The 21725-nt window shown below is 59.1% G+C and carries 18 protein-coding genes; 12 read left to right on the top strand and 6 right to left on the bottom strand.

From position 1 onward, the window contains the following. The first annotated feature begins 143 nt into the window (after window positions 1-143). Together AC1RDQ_RS14830 and AC1RDQ_RS14835 are read left to right on the top strand one after the other, a co-directional pair. Window positions 144-1271 carry an NAD(P)/FAD-dependent oxidoreductase gene (locus tag AC1RDQ_RS14830; RefSeq protein WP_492587603.1) on the top strand — a complete coding sequence of 376 codons (1128 nt, stop codon included), beginning with the start codon at window positions 144-146 and terminating at the stop codon, window positions 1269-1271. Between the two features lie 90 nt (window positions 1272-1361). Then, window positions 1362-2003 carry a helix-turn-helix transcriptional regulator gene (locus tag AC1RDQ_RS14835; RefSeq protein WP_007972668.1) on the top strand — a complete coding sequence of 214 codons (642 nt, stop codon included), beginning with the start codon at window positions 1362-1364 and terminating at the stop codon, window positions 2001-2003. Window positions 2004-2129: 126 nt separating this feature from the next. Here AC1RDQ_RS14835 and AC1RDQ_RS14840 read toward each other — a convergent pair whose 3' ends face one another. The 4 genes from AC1RDQ_RS14840 to moaC form a co-directional block, all read right to left on the bottom strand. Next, complete coding sequence (locus AC1RDQ_RS14840) at window positions 2130-2906, bottom strand: ABC transporter substrate-binding protein (protein ID WP_057713394.1); 777 nt, start codon at window positions 2904-2906, stop codon at window positions 2130-2132. 305 nt (window positions 2907-3211) lie between these two features. Further along, window positions 3212-3664 carry a molybdopterin synthase catalytic subunit MoaE gene (gene moaE / locus AC1RDQ_RS14845; RefSeq protein WP_007989960.1) on the bottom strand — a complete coding sequence of 151 codons (453 nt, stop codon included), beginning with the start codon at window positions 3662-3664 and terminating at the stop codon, window positions 3212-3214. Window positions 3665-3667: 3 nt separating this feature from the next. After that, the gene (gene moaD, locus AC1RDQ_RS14850; protein WP_057713393.1) at window positions 3668-3910 is read right to left on the bottom strand and encodes a molybdopterin converting factor subunit 1; all 243 of its coding nucleotides are present in this window, start codon (window positions 3908-3910) and stop codon (window positions 3668-3670) included. Then, entirely contained in the window at window positions 3907-4380 is a 474-nt protein-coding gene (moaC, locus tag AC1RDQ_RS14855) for a cyclic pyranopterin monophosphate synthase MoaC (protein ID WP_057713392.1), read from the bottom strand. The genes moaD and moaC overlap by 4 nt, the downstream gene beginning before the upstream one ends. A gap of 739 nt (window positions 4381-5119) precedes the next feature. Here moaC and AC1RDQ_RS14860 point away from each other — a divergent pair. After that, window positions 5120-5563, top strand: coding sequence for an HIT family protein (locus tag AC1RDQ_RS14860; protein ID WP_492587605.1), 444 nt, complete (start codon window positions 5120-5122; stop codon window positions 5561-5563). A 128-nt stretch (window positions 5564-5691) separates the two neighbouring features. On the opposite strand, the gene AC1RDQ_RS14865 is transcribed toward AC1RDQ_RS14860, so the two are convergent. Next, window positions 5692-7086: a PhoH family protein gene (locus AC1RDQ_RS14865; protein ID WP_008050144.1), complete on the bottom strand. Its 1395-nt coding sequence runs from the start codon at window positions 7084-7086 to the stop codon at window positions 5692-5694. Between the two features lie 336 nt (window positions 7087-7422). Further along, window positions 7423-8547: a polysaccharide deacetylase family protein gene (locus tag AC1RDQ_RS14870; RefSeq protein ID WP_492587607.1), complete on the bottom strand. Its 1125-nt coding sequence runs from the start codon at window positions 8545-8547 to the stop codon at window positions 7423-7425. A gap of 267 nt (window positions 8548-8814) precedes the next feature. Between AC1RDQ_RS14870 and yaaA the strand changes: the two genes are divergently transcribed. From yaaA to AC1RDQ_RS14915, 9 genes are all read left to right on the top strand, one after another. Then, the gene (yaaA, locus tag AC1RDQ_RS14875; RefSeq protein WP_057713390.1) at window positions 8815-9594 is read left to right on the top strand and encodes a peroxide stress protein YaaA; all 780 of its coding nucleotides are present in this window, start codon (window positions 8815-8817) and stop codon (window positions 9592-9594) included. Between the two features lie 826 nt (window positions 9595-10420). Then, on the top strand, window positions 10421-11737 hold the full coding sequence (locus AC1RDQ_RS14880) for a nucleotide sugar dehydrogenase (protein ID WP_057713389.1): 1317 nt from the start codon (window positions 10421-10423) through the stop codon (window positions 11735-11737). 95 nt (window positions 11738-11832) lie between these two features. Next, window positions 11833-13314, top strand: coding sequence for a mannuronan synthase (gene alg8 / locus AC1RDQ_RS14885; protein ID WP_057713388.1), 1482 nt, complete (start codon window positions 11833-11835; stop codon window positions 13312-13314). Window positions 13315-13350: 36 nt separating this feature from the next. Then, complete coding sequence (locus tag AC1RDQ_RS14890; RefSeq protein WP_057713387.1) at window positions 13351-14520, top strand: alginate biosynthesis protein Alg44; 1170 nt, start codon at window positions 13351-13353, stop codon at window positions 14518-14520. Window positions 14521-14535: 15 nt separating this feature from the next. After that, window positions 14536-16038 (top strand): alginate biosynthesis TPR repeat lipoprotein AlgK, encoded by a 1503-nt coding sequence (algK, locus tag AC1RDQ_RS14895; protein ID WP_492587609.1) that lies wholly within the window; start codon window positions 14536-14538, stop codon window positions 16036-16038. After that, window positions 16035-17519: an alginate export family protein gene (locus AC1RDQ_RS14900; RefSeq protein WP_090457585.1), complete on the top strand. Its 1485-nt coding sequence runs from the start codon at window positions 16035-16037 to the stop codon at window positions 17517-17519. Before algK ends, AC1RDQ_RS14900 begins: the two co-directional genes overlap by 4 nt. 26 nt (window positions 17520-17545) lie before the next feature. Continuing rightward, window positions 17546-19120, top strand: coding sequence for a mannuronan 5-epimerase AlgG (gene algG / locus AC1RDQ_RS14905; RefSeq protein ID WP_057713384.1), 1575 nt, complete (start codon window positions 17546-17548; stop codon window positions 19118-19120). A 10-nt stretch (window positions 19121-19130) separates the two neighbouring features. Next, window positions 19131-20579, top strand: a complete 1449-nt coding sequence (locus tag AC1RDQ_RS14910) for an alginate O-acetyltransferase (protein ID WP_492587611.1) — start codon at window positions 19131-19133, stop codon at window positions 20577-20579. Between the two features lie 8 nt (window positions 20580-20587). After that, window positions 20588-21712: a mannuronate-specific alginate lyase gene (locus AC1RDQ_RS14915; protein WP_492587612.1), complete on the top strand. Its 1125-nt coding sequence runs from the start codon at window positions 20588-20590 to the stop codon at window positions 21710-21712. Window positions 21713-21725 lie beyond the last annotated feature (13 nt).

The following is a 21725-nucleotide window of genomic DNA, read 5'->3' on the forward strand; positions in this document are numbered from 1 at the left end:
ACTCATCTGTGGGAGCGAGCTTGCTCGCGATAGCGTCAAGTCAGTCGACATCCATGCTGAATGATTGACCGCAATCGCGAGCAAGCTCGCTCCCACAGAAAATTTCTTCACCATAGGCACTTACGCCCCATCAGGAGACGTTCATGAGCCAGGCAGACTTCATCATCATCGGCGGCGGAATTGCCGGTGCTTCCACAGGTTTCTGGTTGTCGCAGCACGGCCGCGTGATCGTGCTCGAACGCGAATCCCATCCGGCCTATCACTCCACCGGCCGTTCGGCGGCGCTGTACACCGCGGCCTACGGCACCCCGCAAGTGCGGGCGCTGACCCTGGCCAGCCGGGACTTTTTCGACAACCCGCCCAGCGGTTTCTGCGAACACCCGCTGCTGACCCCGCGGGGCGAAATGACCGTGGACTTGACCGGCGACCCGGACGAACTGAACAGGCAATACCAGAGCGCAAAAACCACGGTGCCGGAGATGCAATTGCTCGGCACCGACGAGGCCTGCGCGCTGGTGCCGATCCTGCGCCGGGAAAAGGTCTACGGCGCTATCTACGACCCGACCGCCAGCGACATCGACACCGACGCCCTGCACCAGGGCTATTTGCGCGGTATCCGCCGCAACCAGGGCGAAGTGCATACCGACAGCGAAGTCGTCGGCCTGAGCCGCGACGAACAAGGTGTATGGCACGTTCAGACCAACAGCCAGACGTTCAACGCGCCAATCATCATCAACGCCGCTGGCGCCTGGGCCGACAAGATCGGCGAACTGGCCGGCGCCAAACCCCTGGGCCTGCAACCCAAACGCCGTGCCGCGTTCATCTTCGCCGGCCCCGAAGGCGTGGACATCCACCATTGGCCGATGCTGGTCAGCCTCGACGAGTCCTTCTACATGAAACCCGACGCCGGGATGTTCCTCGGCTCGCCAGCCAACGCCGACCCGGTGGAACCCCACGACGTGCAGCCCGAAGAGCTGGACATCGCCATGGGCATCTACCAGATCGAAGAAGCCACGACCCTGACCATTCGCCGCCCGACCCGCACCTGGGCCGGCCTGCGCAGCTTCGTCGGCGACGGCGACCTGTTGTCCGGCTTCGACCCACAGGTAGCGGGGCTGTTCTGGGTCGCGGCACAAGGCGGTTATGGCATCCAGACTTCGCCGGCCATGGGCCAGGCCAGCGCGGCACTGGTGCGCGGTGCAGCGTTGCCCGAGTCGCTCGGCCGTTTCGGCCTGAATGCCGAAATGCTCTCCCCTGCCCGCCTCGGCTGATCCTGATCCTCAGGTGACGTGCCCACACGATTACGGCACACTTTCAGCGCCCCTTTGATGGGGCGCTGACGCTGCCTGGAGTTCCACTGTATGAACGCCCCCGAAAAAGACTCGGCCCTGGACGACACGTCCCTGGATAACTTCCACGCGATTGCCGACGCCATCGCCACGTTGTTTTTTCCCCACGCCGAAGTGGTGCTGCACGACCTGCGCACGCAAAAGGTCGACTACATCGCCAACAACCTGTCCAAGCGGGAAATCGGCGACGACTCGGCGCTGGAAGACATGCTCAGCGACGATGTCAGCGAACGAAATATCGGGCCGTACGAAAAGCTCAACTGGGATGGTCAGAAGATTCGCAGCCTCAGCACGGTGCTACGGGACAGCGAAGGTCATCCGCTGGCGGTGCTGTGCATCAACCTGAATATTTCGCTGTTCGAGAATGCCAAGGCCGCCCTGGACCTGTTCCTGTCGCCGACCAAGCTGATCCCGCAACCGGATGCACTGTTCCGCGATGACTGGCAGGAGCGGATCAACACCTTCCTCCACGCCTGGCTGCGTGAGCGCCAGTTGAGCCTGAATCTGCTGACCCGCGACCACAAGCGCGAACTGGTGCTGGCGTTGCACGCCGAAGGCGCATTCAAGGGCAAAAGCGCCTCGAACTACGTGGCCAATGTGCTGAACATGGGCCGGGCGACGGTGTACAAGCATTTGAAGGAATTGAAGGGCTGAGCCCTGAGAAATGTGCTGGAAGGGCCTCATCGCGAGCAAGCTCGCTCCCACAGTGTCCGAGTCGTGCGCAAGAGATATGTACACCACTGAACCTGTGGGAGCGAGCTTGCTCGCGATGGCGGTTTGTCAGTCGCCGTAGATATCAGACTTGAAGTACTTCTCGGAAATCTTCTGGTACTCACCACTGGCGCGAATGCCATCAATGGCCGTGTTCAGCTCGCTGACCAACTCGGTGTTGCCCTTGCGCACTGCAATCCCGGCACCCTCGCCCACATATTTCGGATCTTTGAGCTCCGGCCCGACAAAGGCGTAACCCTTGCCACGGGGCATCGACAGGAAGTCATTCAGTGGAATGGTGTCGGCAAAAATCGCGTCGAGGCGACCGGCGGCCAGGTCCATGTAGATTTCTTCGTTGTTGCTGTAGCGCTTGACGTTGATGCCCTTGGGCTCGAACACCTCGGAGGCGTAACGGTCGGTGGTGGTGGCGCGCTGCACACCGACAGTCTTGCCCTTGAGGCTGGCGTACTGGTCATCCACCACCGCGCCGTCCTTCATCACCAGACGCGACGAAGTGAAATAGTACTTGTGGGTGAAGTCCACCGACTTCTTGCGGTCTTCATTGATGGTCATGGACGACAGCGCCATGTCGATTTTCTTCACCTTCAGGGACGGAATCAGACCATCGAACTCGCCTTCGACCCACACACACTTGGCCTTCATCTGTGCGCACAAGGCATTGCCGATGTCATAGTCGAAACCGACGATTTCGCCTTTGTCGGTTTTCGAGGCGAACGGTGGATACGCCGCTTCGATACCGATGCGCAGGGTTTTCTCGGCGGCGAACACAGAGCTGCACGCCAACAGGCTCAGGGCCAGACCGGTGATGAGGGGGAACTTCTTCATGTTCGTTTTCTCGCGGTTGTTGTTGGTTTGGCAAGACAGAAGAAAAAGCTGAAACGGGTGGAAACTTTTTTGTACTTATAATTCCATACTGGACTTTTATGTATTAACCGTCAATGAGGTAAATGCAGCCCGTTCCGGCCGATGGTCGGGTGGTGAATCCGGGAATGATTGGTTGAATCGAAAGGCCTCATCGCGAGCAAGCTCGCTCCCACAGTGGATCTGGATGAACACAAACTTTGTGTACGACGCAGAACCCTGTGGGAGCGGGCTTGCCCGCGAAGACTGACTAAAGAACGCCGCAGAAACTACTGCTTCCAGCGATCCGCCGCCGCATGATCACTGTCACGCCCCTCGACCCAACGCGGCCCATCACTGGTGTTTTCTTTCTTCCAGAACGGCGCACGGGTTTTCAGGTAATCCATGACAAAGGCGCAGGCGTCGAATGCCGCCTGACGATGGGCGCTGGCCGCGCCGACGAAGACTATCGGCTCGCCCGGCTCCAGGGCGCCGATGCGGTGCAGCACTTCCAGCTTGAGCAGCGGCCAGCGCTGCTCTGCCTCGATGGCGATCTTGCCCAACGCTTTTTCAGTCATGCCGGGATAGTGTTCGAGGAACATCCCGGCGACGTCGAGGCCGTCATTGAAGTCGCGCACGTAGCCGACAAAACTCACCACTGCACCCACGCCGACATTGGCATCGTGCATGGCGTTGACTTCGGCTCCAGGGTCGAACGCCGTGGACTGCACGCGAATCGCCATGGTTCAGCCTCCGGTCACAGTCGGAAAGAACGCCACTTCATCGCCGTCGCTGACCGGCTCGTCGAGCTGGCACAGGTCTTCGTTGCGGGCGCACATCAGGTTCTGCTCGCTCAACACCTCGGCACCGTCACGTTGGGCCAACAGTGCGCGGACGTCGTCGACGGTGGCGAAGTTGCCTTCTACTTTCACCGAATCCAGACCCAACGCTTCACGATAACGGGCGAAAAACTTTACGGTAACGTTCATGACTGCTCCGCCTGGAAATGTCCGCTCTTGCCGCCGACCTTCTCCAGCAAACGCACGCTTTCGATGGTCATGCCACGGTCCACGGCCTTGCACATGTCGTAGATCGTCAGCGCGGCGACGCTGGCAGCGGTCAGGGCCTCCATCTCGACGCCGGTTTGCCCTGACAGCTTGCAACGCGCCACGATGCGCACCGAATCCTCGCCTTCGGCACTGAGCTCGACCTTGACACCGGTCAGCATCAGCGGATGGCACAGGGGAATCAGATCGCTGGTTTTCTTCGCCGCCTGGATACCGGCAATGCGTGCCACGGCAAACACATCACCCTTGGGGTGGCCGCCACTGACGATCATCTGCAGGGTTTCGGGCAGCATGCGCACCAGCGCTTGAGCGGTCGCCTCACGGAACGTCACGGCTTTTTCAGTGACGTCGACCATGTTGGCGCGACCTTGGGAATCGAGATGAGTCAGCACGGGATTACTCCTGATCAGGAGCGTCGATTGTAAACCTGCGGGTCAATTTTCCGCACGCACGATTATCGGCTCACACAATCCCCCTGTAGGAGCGAGCCTGCTCGCGAAAAACGCAGGGACAACGCGGTCATTCAGGCAGCACGCGTTTTCGTTGACGTCCATCGCGAGCAGGCTCGCTCCTACATTTGGATTTGTGTTGGGCATAAAAAACCGGGCGACCTTGCGGCCGCCCGGTTCCGGTGGACTGTTACAAATGCGATTCCTTATTAAGCTTACAAACACTGCCAAACAACAGAAATACATGTAACAAAACCCTACTGGAAATGCGCTTTTTTTCACATCGCCGAACGACTCAACCTTGTTCACCAGTTGATAACTTACTGATTATCCTATAACAAGTCTCGACGTAAGAACTCTCCGAAAGTCCGCACCCATAACCTGCCGTGAAACTTCCTACAACTGAATGATTGACCGAGTTGTTAATTCGAGAAAAACTGACCAACAAAATTCACGACCCTACAAACTCAAGTCAGTGGTATCACAAAAGGTCTTTGGCACGCGAATTCAGTAAATCCAATATCCAAGTCTACGCTATTGCTCCCGGCGCAGTTTCCGGCAGTCATCAGCCAGGATCTCCTGAAGAAATCATGAACACGCGCCCTTTTCTGCCGACCTCCGGCAGGAGCTCAACGGCGCGGGCCCTACACGCTAACCATGGTTGGCACACGGAAGGTTAGTCATGTCAGCACGGACAATTTACTCAGGAAAACACATCATAATCTCTCATTGCCGGGACTGTGATATCCCTGGCTACATGATTATTTCTCTTAAGCGGGACATAACAAGACTTGCAGAACTAAGCGCAGAGGAAAGTGCCGAACTGATGAGTGGGCTAGCATTTACGGAGCGAGCCTTAAACACTCTATTTTCTCCTGAAAAAGTATACATAATGCGTATTTCCGAACTCAATCATGAACTGCATTTTCACGTTTTCCCCAGATATGCTTCCGTGACCAAGTTATATTTGTCGGAACACAATGAACATATTATTGATGGCCCCTTCTTTTTCAGTTGGGCGCGAAAAAAGTTTAGTAGCTCACAGTCTGAGCCGACCCAAGTGGTATTGAACGCTCAATCAATTCTTACGGAAACCCTCAAGGGCTATTTTTCGCAACCTCTGTAAACAAGACTGCTTTCGCCCCAGGCTTTGCAGAAACACACTCATCGGTATTGGGTCTGCCCTGAGGCACAGCCTTTACGTCGCGTACAAAAAACCGGGCAACCTTGCGGCCGCCCGGTTCCGGTGGACTGTTACAGATGCGATTCGGCGTATTCGGCCAGGATCGAACGTGGTACCCCTTGCAGGGTGATGTGCACCCCGTTCGGGAAGTCCTTGAAGCGTTCAGTGAGGTAGGTCAGCCCGGAGCTGGTCGCGGACAGGTAAGGGGTGTCGATCTGTGCCAGGTTGCCCAGGCACACCACTTTGGAACCGGCACCGGCACGGGTGATGATGGTTTTCATCTGGTGCGGCGTGAGGTTCTGGCATTCGTCGATCAGAATCAGGCTCTGCTGGAAGCTGCGGCCCCGGATGTAGTTGAGGGATTTGAACTGCAACGGCACTTTGCTGAGGATGTAGTCGACGCTGCCATGGGTGCTTTCGTCATCCATGTGCAAGGCTTCGAGGTTGTCGGTGATGGCGCCCAGCCACGGCTCCATTTTTTCCGCCTCGGTACCGGGCAGGAAGCCGATTTCCTGATCCAGGCCCTGCACGCTACGGGTAGCGATGATGCGGCGATAACGTTTGCTGACCATGGTCTGCTCGATCGCAGCGGCCAGCGCCAGGATGGTTTTACCCGAACCCGCGGCACCCGACAGGTTGACCAGGTGGATATCCGGATCGAGCAAGGCGTACAACGCCAGGCTCTGATAGATATCACGCGGCTTGAGGCCCCAGGCTTCCTGGTGCAGCAGCGGTTCCTGGTGCAGGTCGAGGATCAGCAAGCGGTCCTCTTCAATCTCCTTGATCCAGCCGACAAAGCCCTGTTCATCAATGATGAATTCGTTGATGTGCACCGCCGGCAGGTTGTCGATCAATTGCACCTGATGCCAGGTGCGGCCGTGGTCCTGACGGGTTTCAACCTTGCTCACGCGGTCCCAGAAAGAGCCGGTCATGTTGTGGTAGCCATTGGGCAGCAAGGACACGTCGTCGACCAGTTGGTCGGTGCTGTAGTCCTCGGCCGCGATTCCGCAGGCGCGCGCCTTGAGGCGCATGTTGATGTCTTTGGTGACCAGCACTACGGGCTTCTTCGGATCGCGCGCGTGCAGGTCGATCAGTTGATTGATGATTTTGTTGTCGTTCAGGTGCTCGGGCAGAATCAGATTCGGCTCGGCATGCTTGCTCATCAGAATTGACAGCAAACCCTTGGGTCCGCTTTTGCCACGCTGGATCGGCACACCCTGCTCGACGTCCTCGGGTGAGGCATCGCCCAGAGTCTTGTCGATCAGGCGGATGGCCTGGCGGCATTCGGCGGCTACGCTGTGATGCCCGCTCTTGAGCTTGTCGAGCTCTTCAAGCACGGTCATCGGGATCGCGACGTGGTGTTCTTCGAAGTTAAGCAGCGCGTTTGGATCGTGAATCAATACGTTGGTATCGAGTACATAAAGGATTGGCTGGTTGGAAGAAGAGCTACGTCCGTGATCATCCATACTCGGTCACCTTTGTGGGAGCCATTCGACGCAATACCTTGACGGTGCTGCGCCTCGAAGTGACTGCCGAATACACCTGCGGGGACTCAAGTGTTCTGCATACATGCGGGGTCTTGGAAGACGCCACCTGTGTTGCAGGTTTCGGCGGTCTGTCTTCGTAATACTCCAAAACGTGTGACAGAAAAAAGTACTTTGACGCTTTTTTGAAGTTTATTTTGCAGATTGACCAATAGCACTTGGCGGACTGCCATCACCCGTTTAAAGTCGGAAGTCCACCTGCAACGAATCCCCTTCCAAAATTGCCAAAAACCCAATGTTTACGGGGTTTTGTCATTTTCAGCGAAACGCATCCTGGCAATCCTCCCAGCCGATCCCGACAGGCGCCGTTTGCGTGACCAGCCACGGCAACGCCGTTTTCACTGCATCCTGTTTCACATTGAAATTGATCACTCCGTGCCGCCACAGCAGCATCAGGGTCAGCACCCGTTGCGCACTCGGGTTGCCCTTGAGTTTGCCGGCACCATCCTGGGCGTCGATGTCCCACAACGCTACCTGCAACCCCTGAGTCTTGAAGAAGCCTTCGGCATCGGAACGGCGCTGACCGTCGGGCGGACGGAACAGGGGCACGTAGTTCTCCGGCAGCTTGCTCTTGACCAGTTCGGCGCTGCGGCGCACCGAGTCCTGCCAGTCCTGCCAGTGGCTGTGGGAACGGAACTCCCAGCCTTGTACGCCGATGCACTGGCTCGAGTAGGTCGCTTGCAGGTTACTCACAGAATGTTCGGCCAAACGGGCCTGGATGTCCTTGCCGAGGACGAAGAACGTCCCGCTCATGTTCGACTTGCGCAGGTACTCGGCGACCCAGGCGGTGTTATCCGGTGCGGCGTTGGCGGCACTGTCGAAGGTCAGCAGAAACAGCCGGTCATGCATCCCGTCGCCGCTGCGCTCATAGTCGCCAAAATGATCGACTTCGCTGCTGGTTTGCGGGAACAAAGCGGCCTTGCGCAACTGTTCGTCCAGGTACTGGGTGTGGAACGCACGGCTCGGCTCGGCCCACTTGATGTAATAGCTGTCTGCGCCGACCTGGAATTTGGCAGCCTGCTCGCGCAAGGTGGGCATGTCTTCGACCAGAAAACAGAAGGAGGCATCCTGGTCGCAACTCTGTTGGGCGAAGTTGTAGTTGGCCAGCAGCCGTTGCCACATGCGCTGACGAACCCGGTCGACCGACTCCAGATTGATCGTGCGCAGGCCCAGGCGCTGGGCCAGGGCGGGCTCATCCAGCGACTCGCTGGCCAACAGGACACTGGAAAACATGAGGATCTCGGCCCTGGACGCCACGTCGAACAGTGTCGGGTTGCCGAGTTTCTCCGGCCAGGTGCTGCGATCGAGCGTCGCCACATCGCCCGGAGCCGCAATGGCGCCGAAGCTCAGTAGCCAGATCGAAATGAGAAAAGCGATACGCAATGGGATGTCTCCATAACAAAACCCGCGCGGCACTATAGCTGATCCACACACACCTCCTGCAGCAACACTGAACCACTGTGGGAGCGAGCTTGCTCGCGATAGCGATCTGACATTCAACAATGATGTCAGCTGACACACCGTCATCGCGAGCAAGCTTGCTCCCACAGGTTTTGTGCTATGCCACCAGTCATCACCTATGGACGCGATAGCTGGAGTCAACGAGGACAACCCCCTAGAATCGCCGCCACGATTAAAGGAGACGACTTCATGCTGATGGTGATTTCACCCGCCAAGACCCTCGACTATGAAACACCGCCGGCGACCCAGCGCTTCACCCAGCCGCAGTACCTCGACCACTCCCAGGAGTTGATCCTGCAATTGCGCGAGCTGACGCCCGCGCAAATCAGCGAATTGATGCACGTGTCCGACAAGATCGGCGGGCTCAACGCCGCGCGTTTCGGCAGCTGGACGCCCGCGTTCACCCCGGAAAACGCCAAGCAGGCGCTGCTGGCCTTCAAGGGCGATGTGTACACCGGCATGAATGCGCAAACCCTCAGCGAAGCGGATTTCGATTACGCCCAAAAACACCTGCGCATGCTCTCTGGCCTCTATGGCCTGCTGCGCCCGCTGGACCTGATGCAACCCTATCGCCTGGAAATGGGCACCAAACTGGCCAACGCTCGGGGCAAGGATTTGTATGCCTTCTGGGGCACGCGCATCAGCGAGTGGCTGAACGAAGCCTTGGTCGATCAAGGCGATGACGTGCTGCTCAACCTGGCGTCCAACGAGTACTTCTCGGCCGTCAAACGCAACGCCTTGAACGCACGCATCATCAATACCGAATTCAAGGACCTGAAGAACGGCCAGTACAAGATCATCAGCTTCTACGCGAAAAAGGCCCGTGGCTTGATGAGTCGCTTCGTCATCGAAGAACGCATTAACGACCCGGCCACCCTCAAGCAGTTCGACGTTCAAGGCTATCGCTACAGCGCCGAACAGTCCAAGCCGGACAATCTGGTGTTTCTACGCGATCACGCACCAGAGTGATGCATCCGGTCGGTGCACGACCTCCACAAACCCTCGTGCGCCGACCCTTGATTCACTTCAGACTTCCCTGTCATTTCGCCATTTTTTTGGCGCCATAAAAACACCAACTGATTTTCTAACTTTAGTTTCACTCGACTTCAATCATTTTTTTGCGTAGTGGCACTGACTTTTTTTAACAGTAGTGGCAAAAAAATATCCCCTCTGTTGAGCCGCCTATATATAAAGGGCGAAACGGCAAGTGCTATCAATTTGAGAGCAGTGCCATCTTTCTCAATATTTCAAGAAATTTCAGATTTCGCGATGAGTGGGCTGGAACTATGTCCAAACGAGCCGCTCATACCACCGGTAACGATTCTCGCCGAGCGTGTACGAGATAACTTACGCAGATAAGCGATTCGTGTAGCGAAGTTGTAATATTAACTTGCGCTGACTAATCACCGATTTGGACAACAGCAATCGGACAGGAGATAACGCGGTATGACTATCCCCTACAAGGCCACGACAGCGCCCCTATAAACGTGCTCACCCGAGCACCCAACCGCTTGATCCACGGGCTTTCGGCCTGACATCAGGCGTGCAAGGCTGTTGCACCTGCATCCTTCCGACAGGAGGATCGGCTGCATAACAGGGCAAATCATAACAACAAGGCCTAGTTGCGCACCCCTTGAGTGCATTTATTTAGACACTCGTAACTTATATGCCAGCACAGGGCATTGTCGTGCCTGTAAGGCACACTTGCGAGTGCACTAAAACACGCTGAATACCATTAACTCCGGCCATTTAATGGCTTGATGTTTACAGGCTTGATAACAGAGAGGTAATTGCGATGCGCATCAGCATTTTTGGTTTGGGTTACGTCGGCGCAGTATGTGCCGGTTGCCTGTCTGCACGGGGCCATGACGTCGTTGGCGTCGATGTGGCCAAAGACAAGATCGATATGATCAATGCCGGCAAATCGCCGATCGTTGAACCAGGCCTGGGTGAACTTCTGGCCCAGGGCATCCAGACAGGTCGTCTGCGTGGCACCACCAACTTCGCCGAGGCGATTCGCGACACCGACCTGTCGATGATCTGCGTAGGCACGCCGAGCAAGAAGAACGGCGATCTGGAACTGAACTACATCGAGGCAGTGTGCCGCGAAATCGGTTTTGTCCTGCGTGACAAGACCACCCGCCACACCATCGTGGTGCGCAGCACCGTACTGCCGGGTACCGTGGCCAATGTGGTCATCCCGATTCTCGAAGACTGCTCCGGCAAGAAGGCCGGTGTTGATTTCGGCGTGGCCGTGAACCCTGAGTTCCTGCGCGAAAGCACCGCCATCGCCGACTACGACCAGCCGCCAATGACCGTCATCGGTGAATTCGACAAGGCGTCCGGCGACGTTCTGCAATCGCTGTACGAAGAGCTCGACGCACCGATCATCCGCAAGGACATCGCGGTCGCCGAGATGATCAAGTACACCTGCAACGTGTGGCACGCCACCAAGGTCACCTTCGCCAACGAAATCGGCAACATCGCCAAGGCGGTCGGCGTCGACGGTCGTGAAGTGATGGACGTGGTCTGCCAGGACAAGACCCTCAACCTGTCCCAGTACTACATGCGCCCAGGCTTCGCCTTCGGCGGCTCGTGCCTGCCAAAAGACGTACGTGCCCTGACCTACCGCGCCGGTTCCCTGGACGTGGAAGCCCCGTTGCTCAACTCGCTGATGCGCAGCAACGAATCCCAGGTGCAGAACGCTTTCGACATCGTTTCCAGCCACGACAAACGCAAAGTCGCCCTGCTGGGCTTGAGCTTCAAGGCCGGCACCGACGACCTGCGCGAAAGTCCGCTGGTCGACCTGGCGGAAATGCTGATCGGCAAGGGCTATGACCTGAGCATCTACGACAGCAACGTCGAGTACGCCCGCGTTCACGGTGCGAACAAGGACTACATCGAGTCGAAGATCCCTCACGTCTCGTCCTTGCTCAACTCCGACTTCGACGCGGTGATCAACAACTCCGACGTGATCATCCTCGGCAACCGCGACGAGAAGTTCCGCGCGCTGGTGCAGGAAGTTCCACACGGCAAGCAAGTGATCGACCTGGTCGGTTTCATGTCCAAGGCCACCAGCGTGACTGGCCGGACTGAAGGTATCTGCTGGTAAAGCAGCCGCAAGCTTCAAGCTCCAAGCCGCAAGTTCAAAGCTCCTCGCTTGGGGCTTGAAGCTTGGGGCTTGCAACTGACTTTAGGATTCCGATTATGCACAGGCTAAAACACGGCCTACTCCAGGCCGCCGGTTGGCTGTTCTACCTGAGTTTACTGATGGGCCTCGCCATGGCGTTGCCCGTGTCCACGTTCGACTCCGAGTCGAAGGACTTTATTTTCCTGATTGGCGCCGTGGGTATCTGGCGCTATTCGATGGGTGCCACCCACTTTGTGCGCGGCATGATTTTTCTGTACATCGTCTACCCGCACCTGCGGCGCAAAGTGCGCAAGCTGGGCAAAGCGGCTGACCCGTCCCACGTGTTCCTGATGGTCACCAGTTTCCGCATCGACGCCCTGACCACCGCGCAGGTCTACAGCTCGGTGATCCGCGAGGCCATCGACTGCGGTCTGCCGACCACCGTGGTCTGCTCCATCGTGGAAATGTCCGATGAGCTGCTGGTCAAAAGCCTGTGGAAACGGATGAACCCGCCGTCCCGGGTCAAGCTCGACTTCGTGCGCATTCCCGGCACCGGCAAACGCGATGGCCTGGCCTACGGCTTCCGCGCCATCTCCCGGCACCTGCCGGATGATCGCGCCGTGGTCGCGGTGATCGATGGCGACACCGTGCTGGCCGAAGGCGTGGTGCTCAAGACCGTGCCGTGGTTCCAGATGTTCGGCAACGTCGGTGGCCTGACCACCAACGAATTCTGCGAAGTGCGCGGCGGCTACATCATGAGCGAATGGCACAAGCTGCGTTTCGCCCAGCGTCACATCAACATGTGCTCGATGGCCTTGTCCAAGCGCGTGCTGACCATGACCGGCCGCATGTCGGTGTTCCGCGCCACCGTGGTCACCAACCCGGACTTCATCGCCGACGTGGAAAGCGACTCGCTGCAACATTGGCGCCTGGGTCGCTTCAAGTTCCTTACCGGCGATGACAAGTCGAGCTGGTTCAGCCTGATGCGCCTGGGCTACGACACGTTCTACGTGCCCGACGCGGCGATCAACACCGTTGAACACCCGCCGGAAAAGAGCTTCATCAAGGCCAGCCGCAAACTGATGTTCCGCTGGTACGGCAACAACCTGCGGCAGAACTCCCGTGCCCTGGGCCTGGGGGTCAAACGCCTCGGCGTGTTCACTTCGGTGGTGCTGTTCGACCAGCGCGTGTCGATGTGGACCTCGCTGCTGGGCCTGACCGTGGCGTTGATCGCCAGCTTCAAGTACGGCACCGCGTTCATCCTGGTGTACCTGCTGTGGATCGGCATCACCCGGTTCATCCTGACCTTGTTGCTGTCGTGCTCCGGACACCGGATCGGCCCGGCTTACCCGGCGATTCTCTATTACAACCAGATCGTCGGCGCGCTGGTGAAGATCTACGTGTTCTTCCGCCTCGACCAACAGTCCTGGACCCGCCAACCCACGTCTCTGACCCGTGATCTCGCCAGCTTTCAACGTTGGTTCAACACCTGGTCGTCTCGGACCATGACCTTCTCTGCCGGCAGCATTTTTGTCGCCGTGCTGCTGTTGATGGTCTGACCGCCCCCTTATTGAATTAACCAGGAAATCGCCTTTATGAATACCGCCGTCAACGCCAACGTAGTGCACGAATCCGAAGCCCAGCGCCAACACGCCCGAGTGAAAATCCCGGCCAAGTTGCGTTTCTTCGGCCCTGACCGGACGCCGGTCGAAGCCCGGGTGATCGACCTGTCCGCCGGTGGCCTGGCGTTCAATGCCGGTCAATTGCCGTTGAAGATGGGTGACGTGTACAAGGCCCGCCTGCAATTCGTCATCGACAACCTCGGCCTGGCCATGGACGTCGAGTTGCAGGTCCGCTCCTTCGATCGCGAGACCGGACGCGCCGGCTGCCAGTTCCAGAACCTGGAACCACGGGACATCTCGACCCTGCGCCACCTGATCACTTCGCACCTGGCTGGCGACATCGTCAGCGTGGGTGAAATGCTGGCGACCCTGCAGCGCGACAACTTCACCAAGGCGCGCAAGGTCAAGGACGGCGGCCACGGCATGTCCGCGTTCGGACGCCTGAAAGCCGTGACCTTCAGCCTGGGGATCTTCGTTGTCGGCGTGGCTGCATTCGGCTTTGTCTTCAAATCGGTGTATGGCATGTACTTCGTCAGCCACGCCCAGGCCGGTCTGGTCAGCGTGCCGGGCGTGAACATCACCATGCCCCGCGACGGCACCGTGCAGAGCCTGGTGAAAGCCGACGGCGTGGCCGCCAAGGGCGCACCGCTGGCGACCTTCAGCACCAGCATGCTCGACGTGCTCAAGGGCCATCTGGACGAAGACCAACTGCAACCGGCCAAGGTTGAAGAACTGTTCGGCAAGCAGATGACCGGCACCCTGACCTCGCCTTGCGACTGCACCGTGGCCCAGCAAATGGTCGCCAACGGTCAGTACGCCAGCAAGGGCGACGTGATCTTCCAACTGGTGCCGCGTAACAGCGAAGCCAATGTTGAAGCGCGCTTCTCCTATCGCCAGTTCGGCGACGTGCGCCCGGGTACTTCGGTGCGCTTCCAGATCGCCGGCGAGGACAAGAGCCGCACCGGCAAGATCGTCAGCAGCACCAGCCTGAAAAGCGCCGACCTGTCTTCGGACATCCGCGTGCTGATCCAGCCGGACGAAACCCTGGACAGCTCCCTCGCCGGCCGCCCGGTGGAAGTGAACAGCGACCGTGGCCCGAACCTGAACTGGCTGATCGACAAAGCCATGGCTGTCGGTCTTTAAGTCGAGGACATGCCTGTGACTACTCCAACCCTCAACACGCCGCCGACCCTGTGGGAGCGAGCTTGCTCGCGATGGGATCGACGCGGTCTGTCTGATGCACCGAGCCAGCCGCATCGCGAGCAAGCTCGCTCCCACATGGGATTTGCGTTCTGTTCGCTAGCCCTGGCGGTCAGCCTCAGCGGCTGCGCCGGCCTGCCCGACCAGCGCCTGGCCAACGAAGCGCTCAAACGTGGCGATACCGCCACCGCCGCGCAGAACTATCGGCAACTGGCAGACCTGGGCTACAGCGAAGCCCAGGTTGGCCTGGCCGATATCCAGGTCGACAGCCGTGACCCGACGCAGATGAAACAGGCCGAGGCGACTTACCGCGCCGCGGCCAGCGTTTCGCCGCGCGCCCAGGCACGCCTCGGTCGTCTGCTGGTAGCCAAGCCCGGTTCCACCGAAGCGGAGCAACACGAAGCCGAAACCCTGTTGAAAAAAGCCGCCGCGGCGGGCGAAGGCAATACGCTGATCCCGTTGGCGATGCTGTACCTGCAATACCCGCACAGCTTCCCCAACGTGAATGCCCAGCAGCAGATCAGCCAATGGCGCGCCGAAGGCAAGCCGGAAGCGGGTCTGGCGCAGGTGCTGCTCTATCGCACCCAGGGCACCTACGACCAGCATCTGGATGACGTGGAAAAAATCTGCAAGGCCGCGCTCAACACCAGCGACATCTGCTACGTCGAACTGGCCACGGTTTATCAGAAACAGGCCAAGCCAGAGCAACAGACCGAGCTGATCAAGCAGATGCAAGCGGCTCATGCCCAAGGCACCGTTTCGGCGCAGCGCGTCGACAGCGTCGCCCGCGTGCTTGCCGATGCGTCCCTGGGCAAGACCGACGAGAAGACCGCACAGTCGCTGCTCGAACCGATCGCACCGGGCTACCCGGCGTCGTGGGTCACCCTCGCGCAACTGCTCTACGACTTCCCGGAACTCGGCGACGTCGACCAGATGATGAAGTACCTGGACAACGGTCGCGCTGCCGACCAGCCCCGCGCCGAGCTGTTGCTGGGCAAGCTCTACTTCGAAGGCAAACTGGTACCGGCCGACGCCAAGGTTGCCGAAGCGCATTTCCAGAAAGCCGTCGGCCGTGAAGTCGCTGCCGATTACTACCTCGGCCAGATCTATCGCCGTGGCTACCTGGGCAAGGTCTATCCGCAGAAGGCCCTCGACCATCTGTTGACCGCTGCGCGCAACGGCCAGAACAGCGCCGACTTCGCCATCGCCCAACTGTTTTCCCAAGGCAAGGGCACCAAGCCGGATCCGCTGAACGCCTATGTCTTCAGCCAACTGGCCCTGGCCCAGAACACTCCGCAAGCCACCGAGCTTGCGCAAACAATCCAAACGCAACTGCCGCCCGACCGGTTGGCCGAGGCCCAACGCCTGTTGAAACAAGAACAGGCCGTGCGCGGTGCCCTGAGCCCGAACACGCCGGAACTGCATGCCCTGCAAGAAGAAGATGGCGAGGAATCCCAATGAAGTTGAATCCATTCATGAAGGCCGGCATCGGCCTGACATTCGCGCTGATCTGGTCTTGCCCGACGCTGGCTGCGATGACTGAAGAAACCAAGAACTTCGGCCTGGACGTAAAAATCACCGGCCAGTCCGAAGACGACCGTGACCTCGGCACCGCCGACGGCGGCGACGTCAACGGCGTCGGTCTCGACCTGCGTCCCTGGGTCTACGGCGAAAGCGGCGCGTGGAGCGCCTACGCCATGGGTCAGGCGGTGACGTCCACCGACATCATCGAGACCGACACCCTGCAACAATCCGATGGCGCCGAGAACACCGACAATGGTGATCGCGAGACCAAGAAAAACTACCTGGCGATGCGTGAGTTCTGGGTCGGCTACAGCGGCTTCACGCCCTACCCCGGCGAGATCCTGAAGCTCGGTCGCCAGCGCCTGCGCAATGACGACGGCCAATGGCGCGACACCAACATCGAAGCCCTTAACTGGACCTTCGACACCACCCTGCTGCGCGCCAACGTCGGTATCGCCGAACGCTTCAGCGAGTACCGCACCGACCTCAAGGAGCTTGCGCCAGAGGACAAGGATCGTCTGCACGCTTACGCCGATGCGGCGTACCAGTGGACACCGGGCAACTGGGTGGGCATCCGCGGTCATCACACCCACGACGACGGCAAACTCGACTACGCACAACCGGGCGTGCCGAGCGATTCGCTGGACAAGAAACAGAACGGCGACATCAGTTGGCTCGGCCTCACTGCCGACAGCGACGCCTACAACTGGCGCAATACCAACACAGTCAACTACTGGGGCAGCATCACCGGCATGAGCGGCGACCGTGACACGGTCAATCCGCTGAACGCCGATGGCACCGCTCCCGCACAAGCCAAGCGCAGCGGCGATGTCGATGGCTGGGCCACCGATCTGGGTGTTCGCCTGCGCCTCGATCCGCAATGGCAAGTCGGTGCGGCCTACGCCCGCGCCAGCGAAGACTATGAACAGAACGGTCTGGAAAGTAACCGCTCGAACTACACCGGTACCCGCTCGCGCGTGCACCGTTTCGGCGAGGCCTTCCGTGGCGAAATGAACAACATGCAGAGCGCCACTCTGTTCGGTTCGTGGATGCTCAACGACGAATACGACGCCAGCCTGATCTACCACAAATTCTGGCGCGTCGACGGCAACAAGCCGGTCGGCAGCAACGGCATCGACGCAGTGCAGAACAATACCGATGACGTGACTGGCGCGATCCTCTCCAGTACGTCCCTGCCGCTGAACGATGGCGAGAAAGACCTCGGTCAGGAAATGGACCTGGTGGTGACCAAGTACTTCAAGCAAGGCCTGTTGCCGGCTTCGATGAGTCAGGCGATCGATGAGCCTTCGGCCCTGGTGCGCTTTCGTGGCGGCGTGTTCAAGCCAGGCGATGCGTACGGCAAGGAAGTCGATTCGTACATGCACCGCGCGTTCATCGACGTGATCTGGCGCTTCTGATGCACATTGCGAAGGGAGTCTCCCAGATGAATCATCCAGCCCGAAAAGGCTCGATCAGCCTGCTGGCCGGCGCGATGCTCCTGGCCAGTGCGACTGGCTTCGCCAATGTGGAGCCGGCGAAGCCGGCAACCACGGCCAAGGAACTGCAACAGGCCAAGACCTACACCGTCAGCAGCGCACCGACCGCGCCGCTGGAACTGGCCACGCCGAAACTGCCGGACGTTTCCGGCTACACAGCCGAAGCCATCGCCGCGAAGATCGTGCGCAGCAAACCGGGCAAGATCAGCCTGCGCCGGATGATGCAGGAAGACGCCCTGAAGGACTTCATCGGTGGCGACAACAAGATGGCCGAGTGGGTAGTGCGTCAGCACGGCATCCCCCAGGCGATCTTCGTCGACGACGGCTACATGAACCTCAAGGACCTGGCGAAAAAGGTCCCCAAGCAGTACTTCAGCGAAACCTCGCCGGGTGTGTTCCTGGCGAAGTTGCCGATCGTGGTCGGTCGCCACGGCATCCTGGAAATCGACAAGCAGACCCAGGAACTGCGCCTGTCCCAGGAAGCCGGCTCGTTCCTGGTCAACGACGGCCAGCTGTTCGTGCGTGACACAAAAATCACTGGCTGGCGCGAGAAAGACAACGGCCCGGCGACGTTCAATTCGCCCAAGGAATTCCGTCCGTTCCTGCTGTCCTGGGGCGGCACCGAGACCTACATCGCCAACAGCAAGATCGCCAGTTTCGGCTACGCCAACAGTAAATCCTACGGCGTGAGTATTTCCCAGTACACGCCGAACATGGCCAAGGTGCTCAAGCGCCCTGAGCCGACCGGCTGGATCGTCGGCTCCGAGTTCTCGGACATGTGGTACGGCTTCTACTGCTATGAAACCCGCGACTTCGTGGTCAAGGGCAACACCTACAAAGACAACATCGTCTACGGCATCGACCCCCACGACCGTTCCCACGGTCTGATCATTGCCGACAACACGGTGTACGGGACCAAGAAGAAGCACGGGATCATTATTTCCCGTGAGGTCAACGACAGCTTCATCTTCAACAACCGCAGCTACGACAACAAGTTGTCGGGCCTGGTGATCGACCGTAACAGCGTGAACAACCTGATCGCCCACAACGAGATCTACCAGAACCACACCGACGGCATCACCCTCTACGAGAGTGCCGACAACCTGCTGTGGGGCAACAAAGTCGTCAGCAACCGTCGCCACGGCATCCGCATTCGTAACAGCGTGAACATTCGCCTGTACGAAAACGTCGCCATGGCCAACGGCCTGACCGGCGTCTATGGCCACATCAAGGACCTGAGCAACACCGACCGTGACATCAAGCTCGACCCGTTCGACGCCCAGGTGTCGCTGATCGTGGTCGGCGGTGAGTTGGCGGCCAACGGTAGCGGGCCGCTGTCCATCGACTCGCCGCTGAGTGTCGAGTTGTATCGCGTGTCCATGCTCGCCCCGACCAAATCCAGCGGCATCAGCTTTTCGGGGATTCTCGGCGAGCGCCAGGATGAAATTCTCGACCTGCTGGTGCGCCAGCAGAAAGCCGTGCTGATCGACCCCGTCGAACGCCAGACCGAAATGCGGGACTGAGGATAATCTTATGCACCCACACTTGATCAAATTACTCAGCCTGTCGGCCCTGACCGCCGGCATTCTCGCCGCCAGCGGTGGTGCTCGCGCCGATGAGGTCAAAGCGCCTAGCTTCACCGCAGAACCGTGCTGCAGCCTGTGCCCGGCCGCCCACGATGCGAAGAACTACACCACCCGTTATCAGCAGAACTTCACCACCCTGGTACAGGCTCAGGGCGACTGGCTGTTCCGGACCCAGGAAGACCTGCGCACCGAATTCGACACCACGCCCGCCGGCTACAAACGCATGAAACAACTGCACGATGCGTTCAAGAGCAAAGGCGTCGAACTGGTCGTGGTCTATCAGCCGACCCGTGGCCTGGTGAACCGCAACAAGCTCAATCCGGCAGAGAAAGCCAGCTTCGACTTCGACAAGGCGCTGAGGAACTACAAGTCCATGCTCGGTCGTTTTGCGCAGATGGGCTATGTCGTTCCGGACCTGTCGCCGCTGACCAACGAGCAACTGCCCGACACCCTGCCCGCCCACGATTTCTACTTCCGTGGCGACCAGCACTGGACCCCGTACGGTGCCCAGCGCACGGCGAAAATCGTCGCCGAGAAAGTCAAACAGTTGCCTGAATTCGCCGACATTCCCAAGCGCGAATTCGAGACCAAAAAGTCGGGGCGCATGGGCAAGACCGGAACATTGCACAACATGGCCGGTCAACTCTGTGGCACCAGCTACGCGATCCAGTACATGGATCAGTTCACCACCGAGCCGAAGGGCGAAGCGGGCGATGGCGATCTGTTCGGCGATTCCGGCAATCCGGAAATCACCCTGGTCGGTACCTCCCACAGCGGCAAGAACTACAACTTCGCCGGTTTCCTCGAAGAGGCCATCGGCGCCGACATTCTCAACGTGGCGTTCCCCGGCGGCGGCCTGGAAGGTTCGATGCTGCAGTACCTGGGCAGCGACGAGTTCCAGAAGAACCCGCCGAAGATTCTCATCTGGGAATTCTCGCCGCTGTATCGCCTCGACCAGGAAACCATCTACCGCCAGATGATGGCGCTGCTGGACAACGGTTGCGAAGGCAAGGATGCGCAGATGTCCGGCAGCACCACCCTGAAGCCGGGCAAGAATGAACTGATGGTCAACAGCAAAAACCTGAACCTGCAAAACGGCAGTCACCAGGTCGACATCCGCTTCGCCGACACCTCGGTGAAAACCCTGCAAGCCACCCTCTGGTACATGAACGGACGCCACGAGGACATCAAGATCGAAAAACCGGAAACCTCCGATACCGACGGGCGTTTCGCCTTCGAGTTGCGCACGGACGAAGACTGGGCCACGCAGAATCTGCTGGCCGTCGAAATCCAGGGGCCTGAAAACGCCACCACGCCACAGAAAGTCGAAGCGAAAATCTGCAAACGCAACGTATTCCCGAGCGCCGAACAGCGTACTGCTTCGGTCGGGCAATGAGGTCTGCTATGCGAAATCCGATACTTTCAAATTTGTTGGCACCCACCCTGTTAAGCCTGGCGATGTTCGCCGGTGCAGCGCAGGCTGCGGCGCCACTGCGCCCGCCGCAGGGATACTTCGCGCCGATTGAAAAAATCAAAACCGGCGACAAGAGCGAAGGCTGCGATGCGATGCCGACGCCGTACACCGGCTCGCTGCAATTTCGCAGCAAATACGAAGGTTCGGACAAGGCCCGCGCGACCCTGAACGAGCAGTCGGAAAAAGCCTTCCGCGAAAGCACCGCCGACATCACCAAGATCGAGCGAGGCATCAGTAAGCGCGTGATGCAGTTCATGCGTGACGGCCGCCCGGAACAACTGGAGTGCACGCTGACCTGGTTGACCGCCTGGGCCAAGGCCGATGCGCTGATGTCCAAGGACTTCAACCACACCGGCAAGTCCATGCGCAAATGGGCGTTGGGCAGCATGGCGTCGTCGTACATTCGCCTGAAATTCTCCGACTCCCGTCCGCTGGCCAACCATCAGCAAGAGTCGCAGCTGATCGAAGCCTGGTTCAGCAAGATGGCCGACCAGGTGGTCAGCGACTGGGACAACCTGCCGCTCGACCAGACCAACAACCACTCGTACTGGGCCGCCTGGTCGGTGATGGCCACGTCCGTCGCCACCAACCGTCGCGACCTGTTCGACTGGGCAGTGAAGGAATACAAGGTCGGCGCCAACCAGGTCGACGCCGACGGCTACCTGCCCAACGAACTCAAGCGTCAGCAACGGGCCCTGGCCTACCACAACTACGCCCTGCCGCCGCTGGCGATGATCGCCAGTTTCGCCCAGGTCAACGGTGTGGATTTGCGCCAGGAAAACAACGGCGCATTGAAACGCCTGGGTGATCGCGTGCTCGCCGGGGTGAAAGACCCGGATGAGTTCGAGGAAAAGAACGGCAAGGAACAGGACATGACCGACTTGAAGGTCGACTCGAAATTCGCCTGGCTCGAACCGTTCTGCTCGCTCTACACCTGCTCGCCCGAGGTGCTGGCGAAGAAGCACAAGATGCAACCGTTCAAGACCTTCCGCCTCGGCGGTGACCTGACCAAGGTCTACGACCCGGCCAATGAAAAGGGCAGCAAGGGTTCTTGAAGACAGACACAAA

This window comes from Pseudomonas sp. GW823-FHT02E01 (assembly GCF_058797535.1).

Excerpts from the sequence above, each read along its gene's own strand:
- AC1RDQ_RS14830 (WP_492587603.1), top strand. The coding sequence starts at position 144 with ATGAGCCAGGCAGACTTCATCATCATCGGCGGCGGAATTGCCGGTGCT.
- AC1RDQ_RS14835 (WP_007972668.1), top strand. The coding sequence starts at position 1,362 with ATGAACGCCCCCGAAAAAGACTCGGCCCTGGACGACACGTCCCTGGAT.
- AC1RDQ_RS14840 (WP_057713394.1), bottom strand. The coding sequence starts at position 2,906 with ATGAAGAAGTTCCCCCTCATCACCGGTCTGGCCCTGAGCCTGTTGGCG.
- moaE (WP_007989960.1), bottom strand. The coding sequence starts at position 3,664 with ATGGCGATTCGCGTGCAGTCCACGGCGTTCGACCCTGGAGCCGAAGTC.
- moaD (WP_057713393.1), bottom strand. The coding sequence starts at position 3,910 with ATGAACGTTACCGTAAAGTTTTTCGCCCGTTATCGTGAAGCGTTGGGT.
- AC1RDQ_RS14860 (WP_492587605.1), top strand. The coding sequence starts at position 5,120 with ATGTCAGCACGGACAATTTACTCAGGAAAACACATCATAATCTCTCAT.
- AC1RDQ_RS14865 (WP_008050144.1), bottom strand. The coding sequence starts at position 7,086 with ATGGATGATCACGGACGTAGCTCTTCTTCCAACCAGCCAATCCTTTAT.
- yaaA (WP_057713390.1), top strand. The coding sequence starts at position 8,815 with ATGCTGATGGTGATTTCACCCGCCAAGACCCTCGACTATGAAACACCG.
- AC1RDQ_RS14880 (WP_057713389.1), top strand. The coding sequence starts at position 10,421 with ATGCGCATCAGCATTTTTGGTTTGGGTTACGTCGGCGCAGTATGTGCC.
- alg8 (WP_057713388.1), top strand. The coding sequence starts at position 11,833 with ATGCACAGGCTAAAACACGGCCTACTCCAGGCCGCCGGTTGGCTGTTC.
- AC1RDQ_RS14890 (WP_057713387.1), top strand. The coding sequence starts at position 13,351 with ATGAATACCGCCGTCAACGCCAACGTAGTGCACGAATCCGAAGCCCAG.
- AC1RDQ_RS14900 (WP_090457585.1), top strand. The coding sequence starts at position 16,035 with ATGAAGTTGAATCCATTCATGAAGGCCGGCATCGGCCTGACATTCGCG.
- algG (WP_057713384.1), top strand. The coding sequence starts at position 17,546 with ATGAATCATCCAGCCCGAAAAGGCTCGATCAGCCTGCTGGCCGGCGCG.
- AC1RDQ_RS14910 (WP_492587611.1), top strand. The coding sequence starts at position 19,131 with ATGCACCCACACTTGATCAAATTACTCAGCCTGTCGGCCCTGACCGCC.
- AC1RDQ_RS14915 (WP_492587612.1), top strand. The coding sequence starts at position 20,588 with ATGCGAAATCCGATACTTTCAAATTTGTTGGCACCCACCCTGTTAAGC.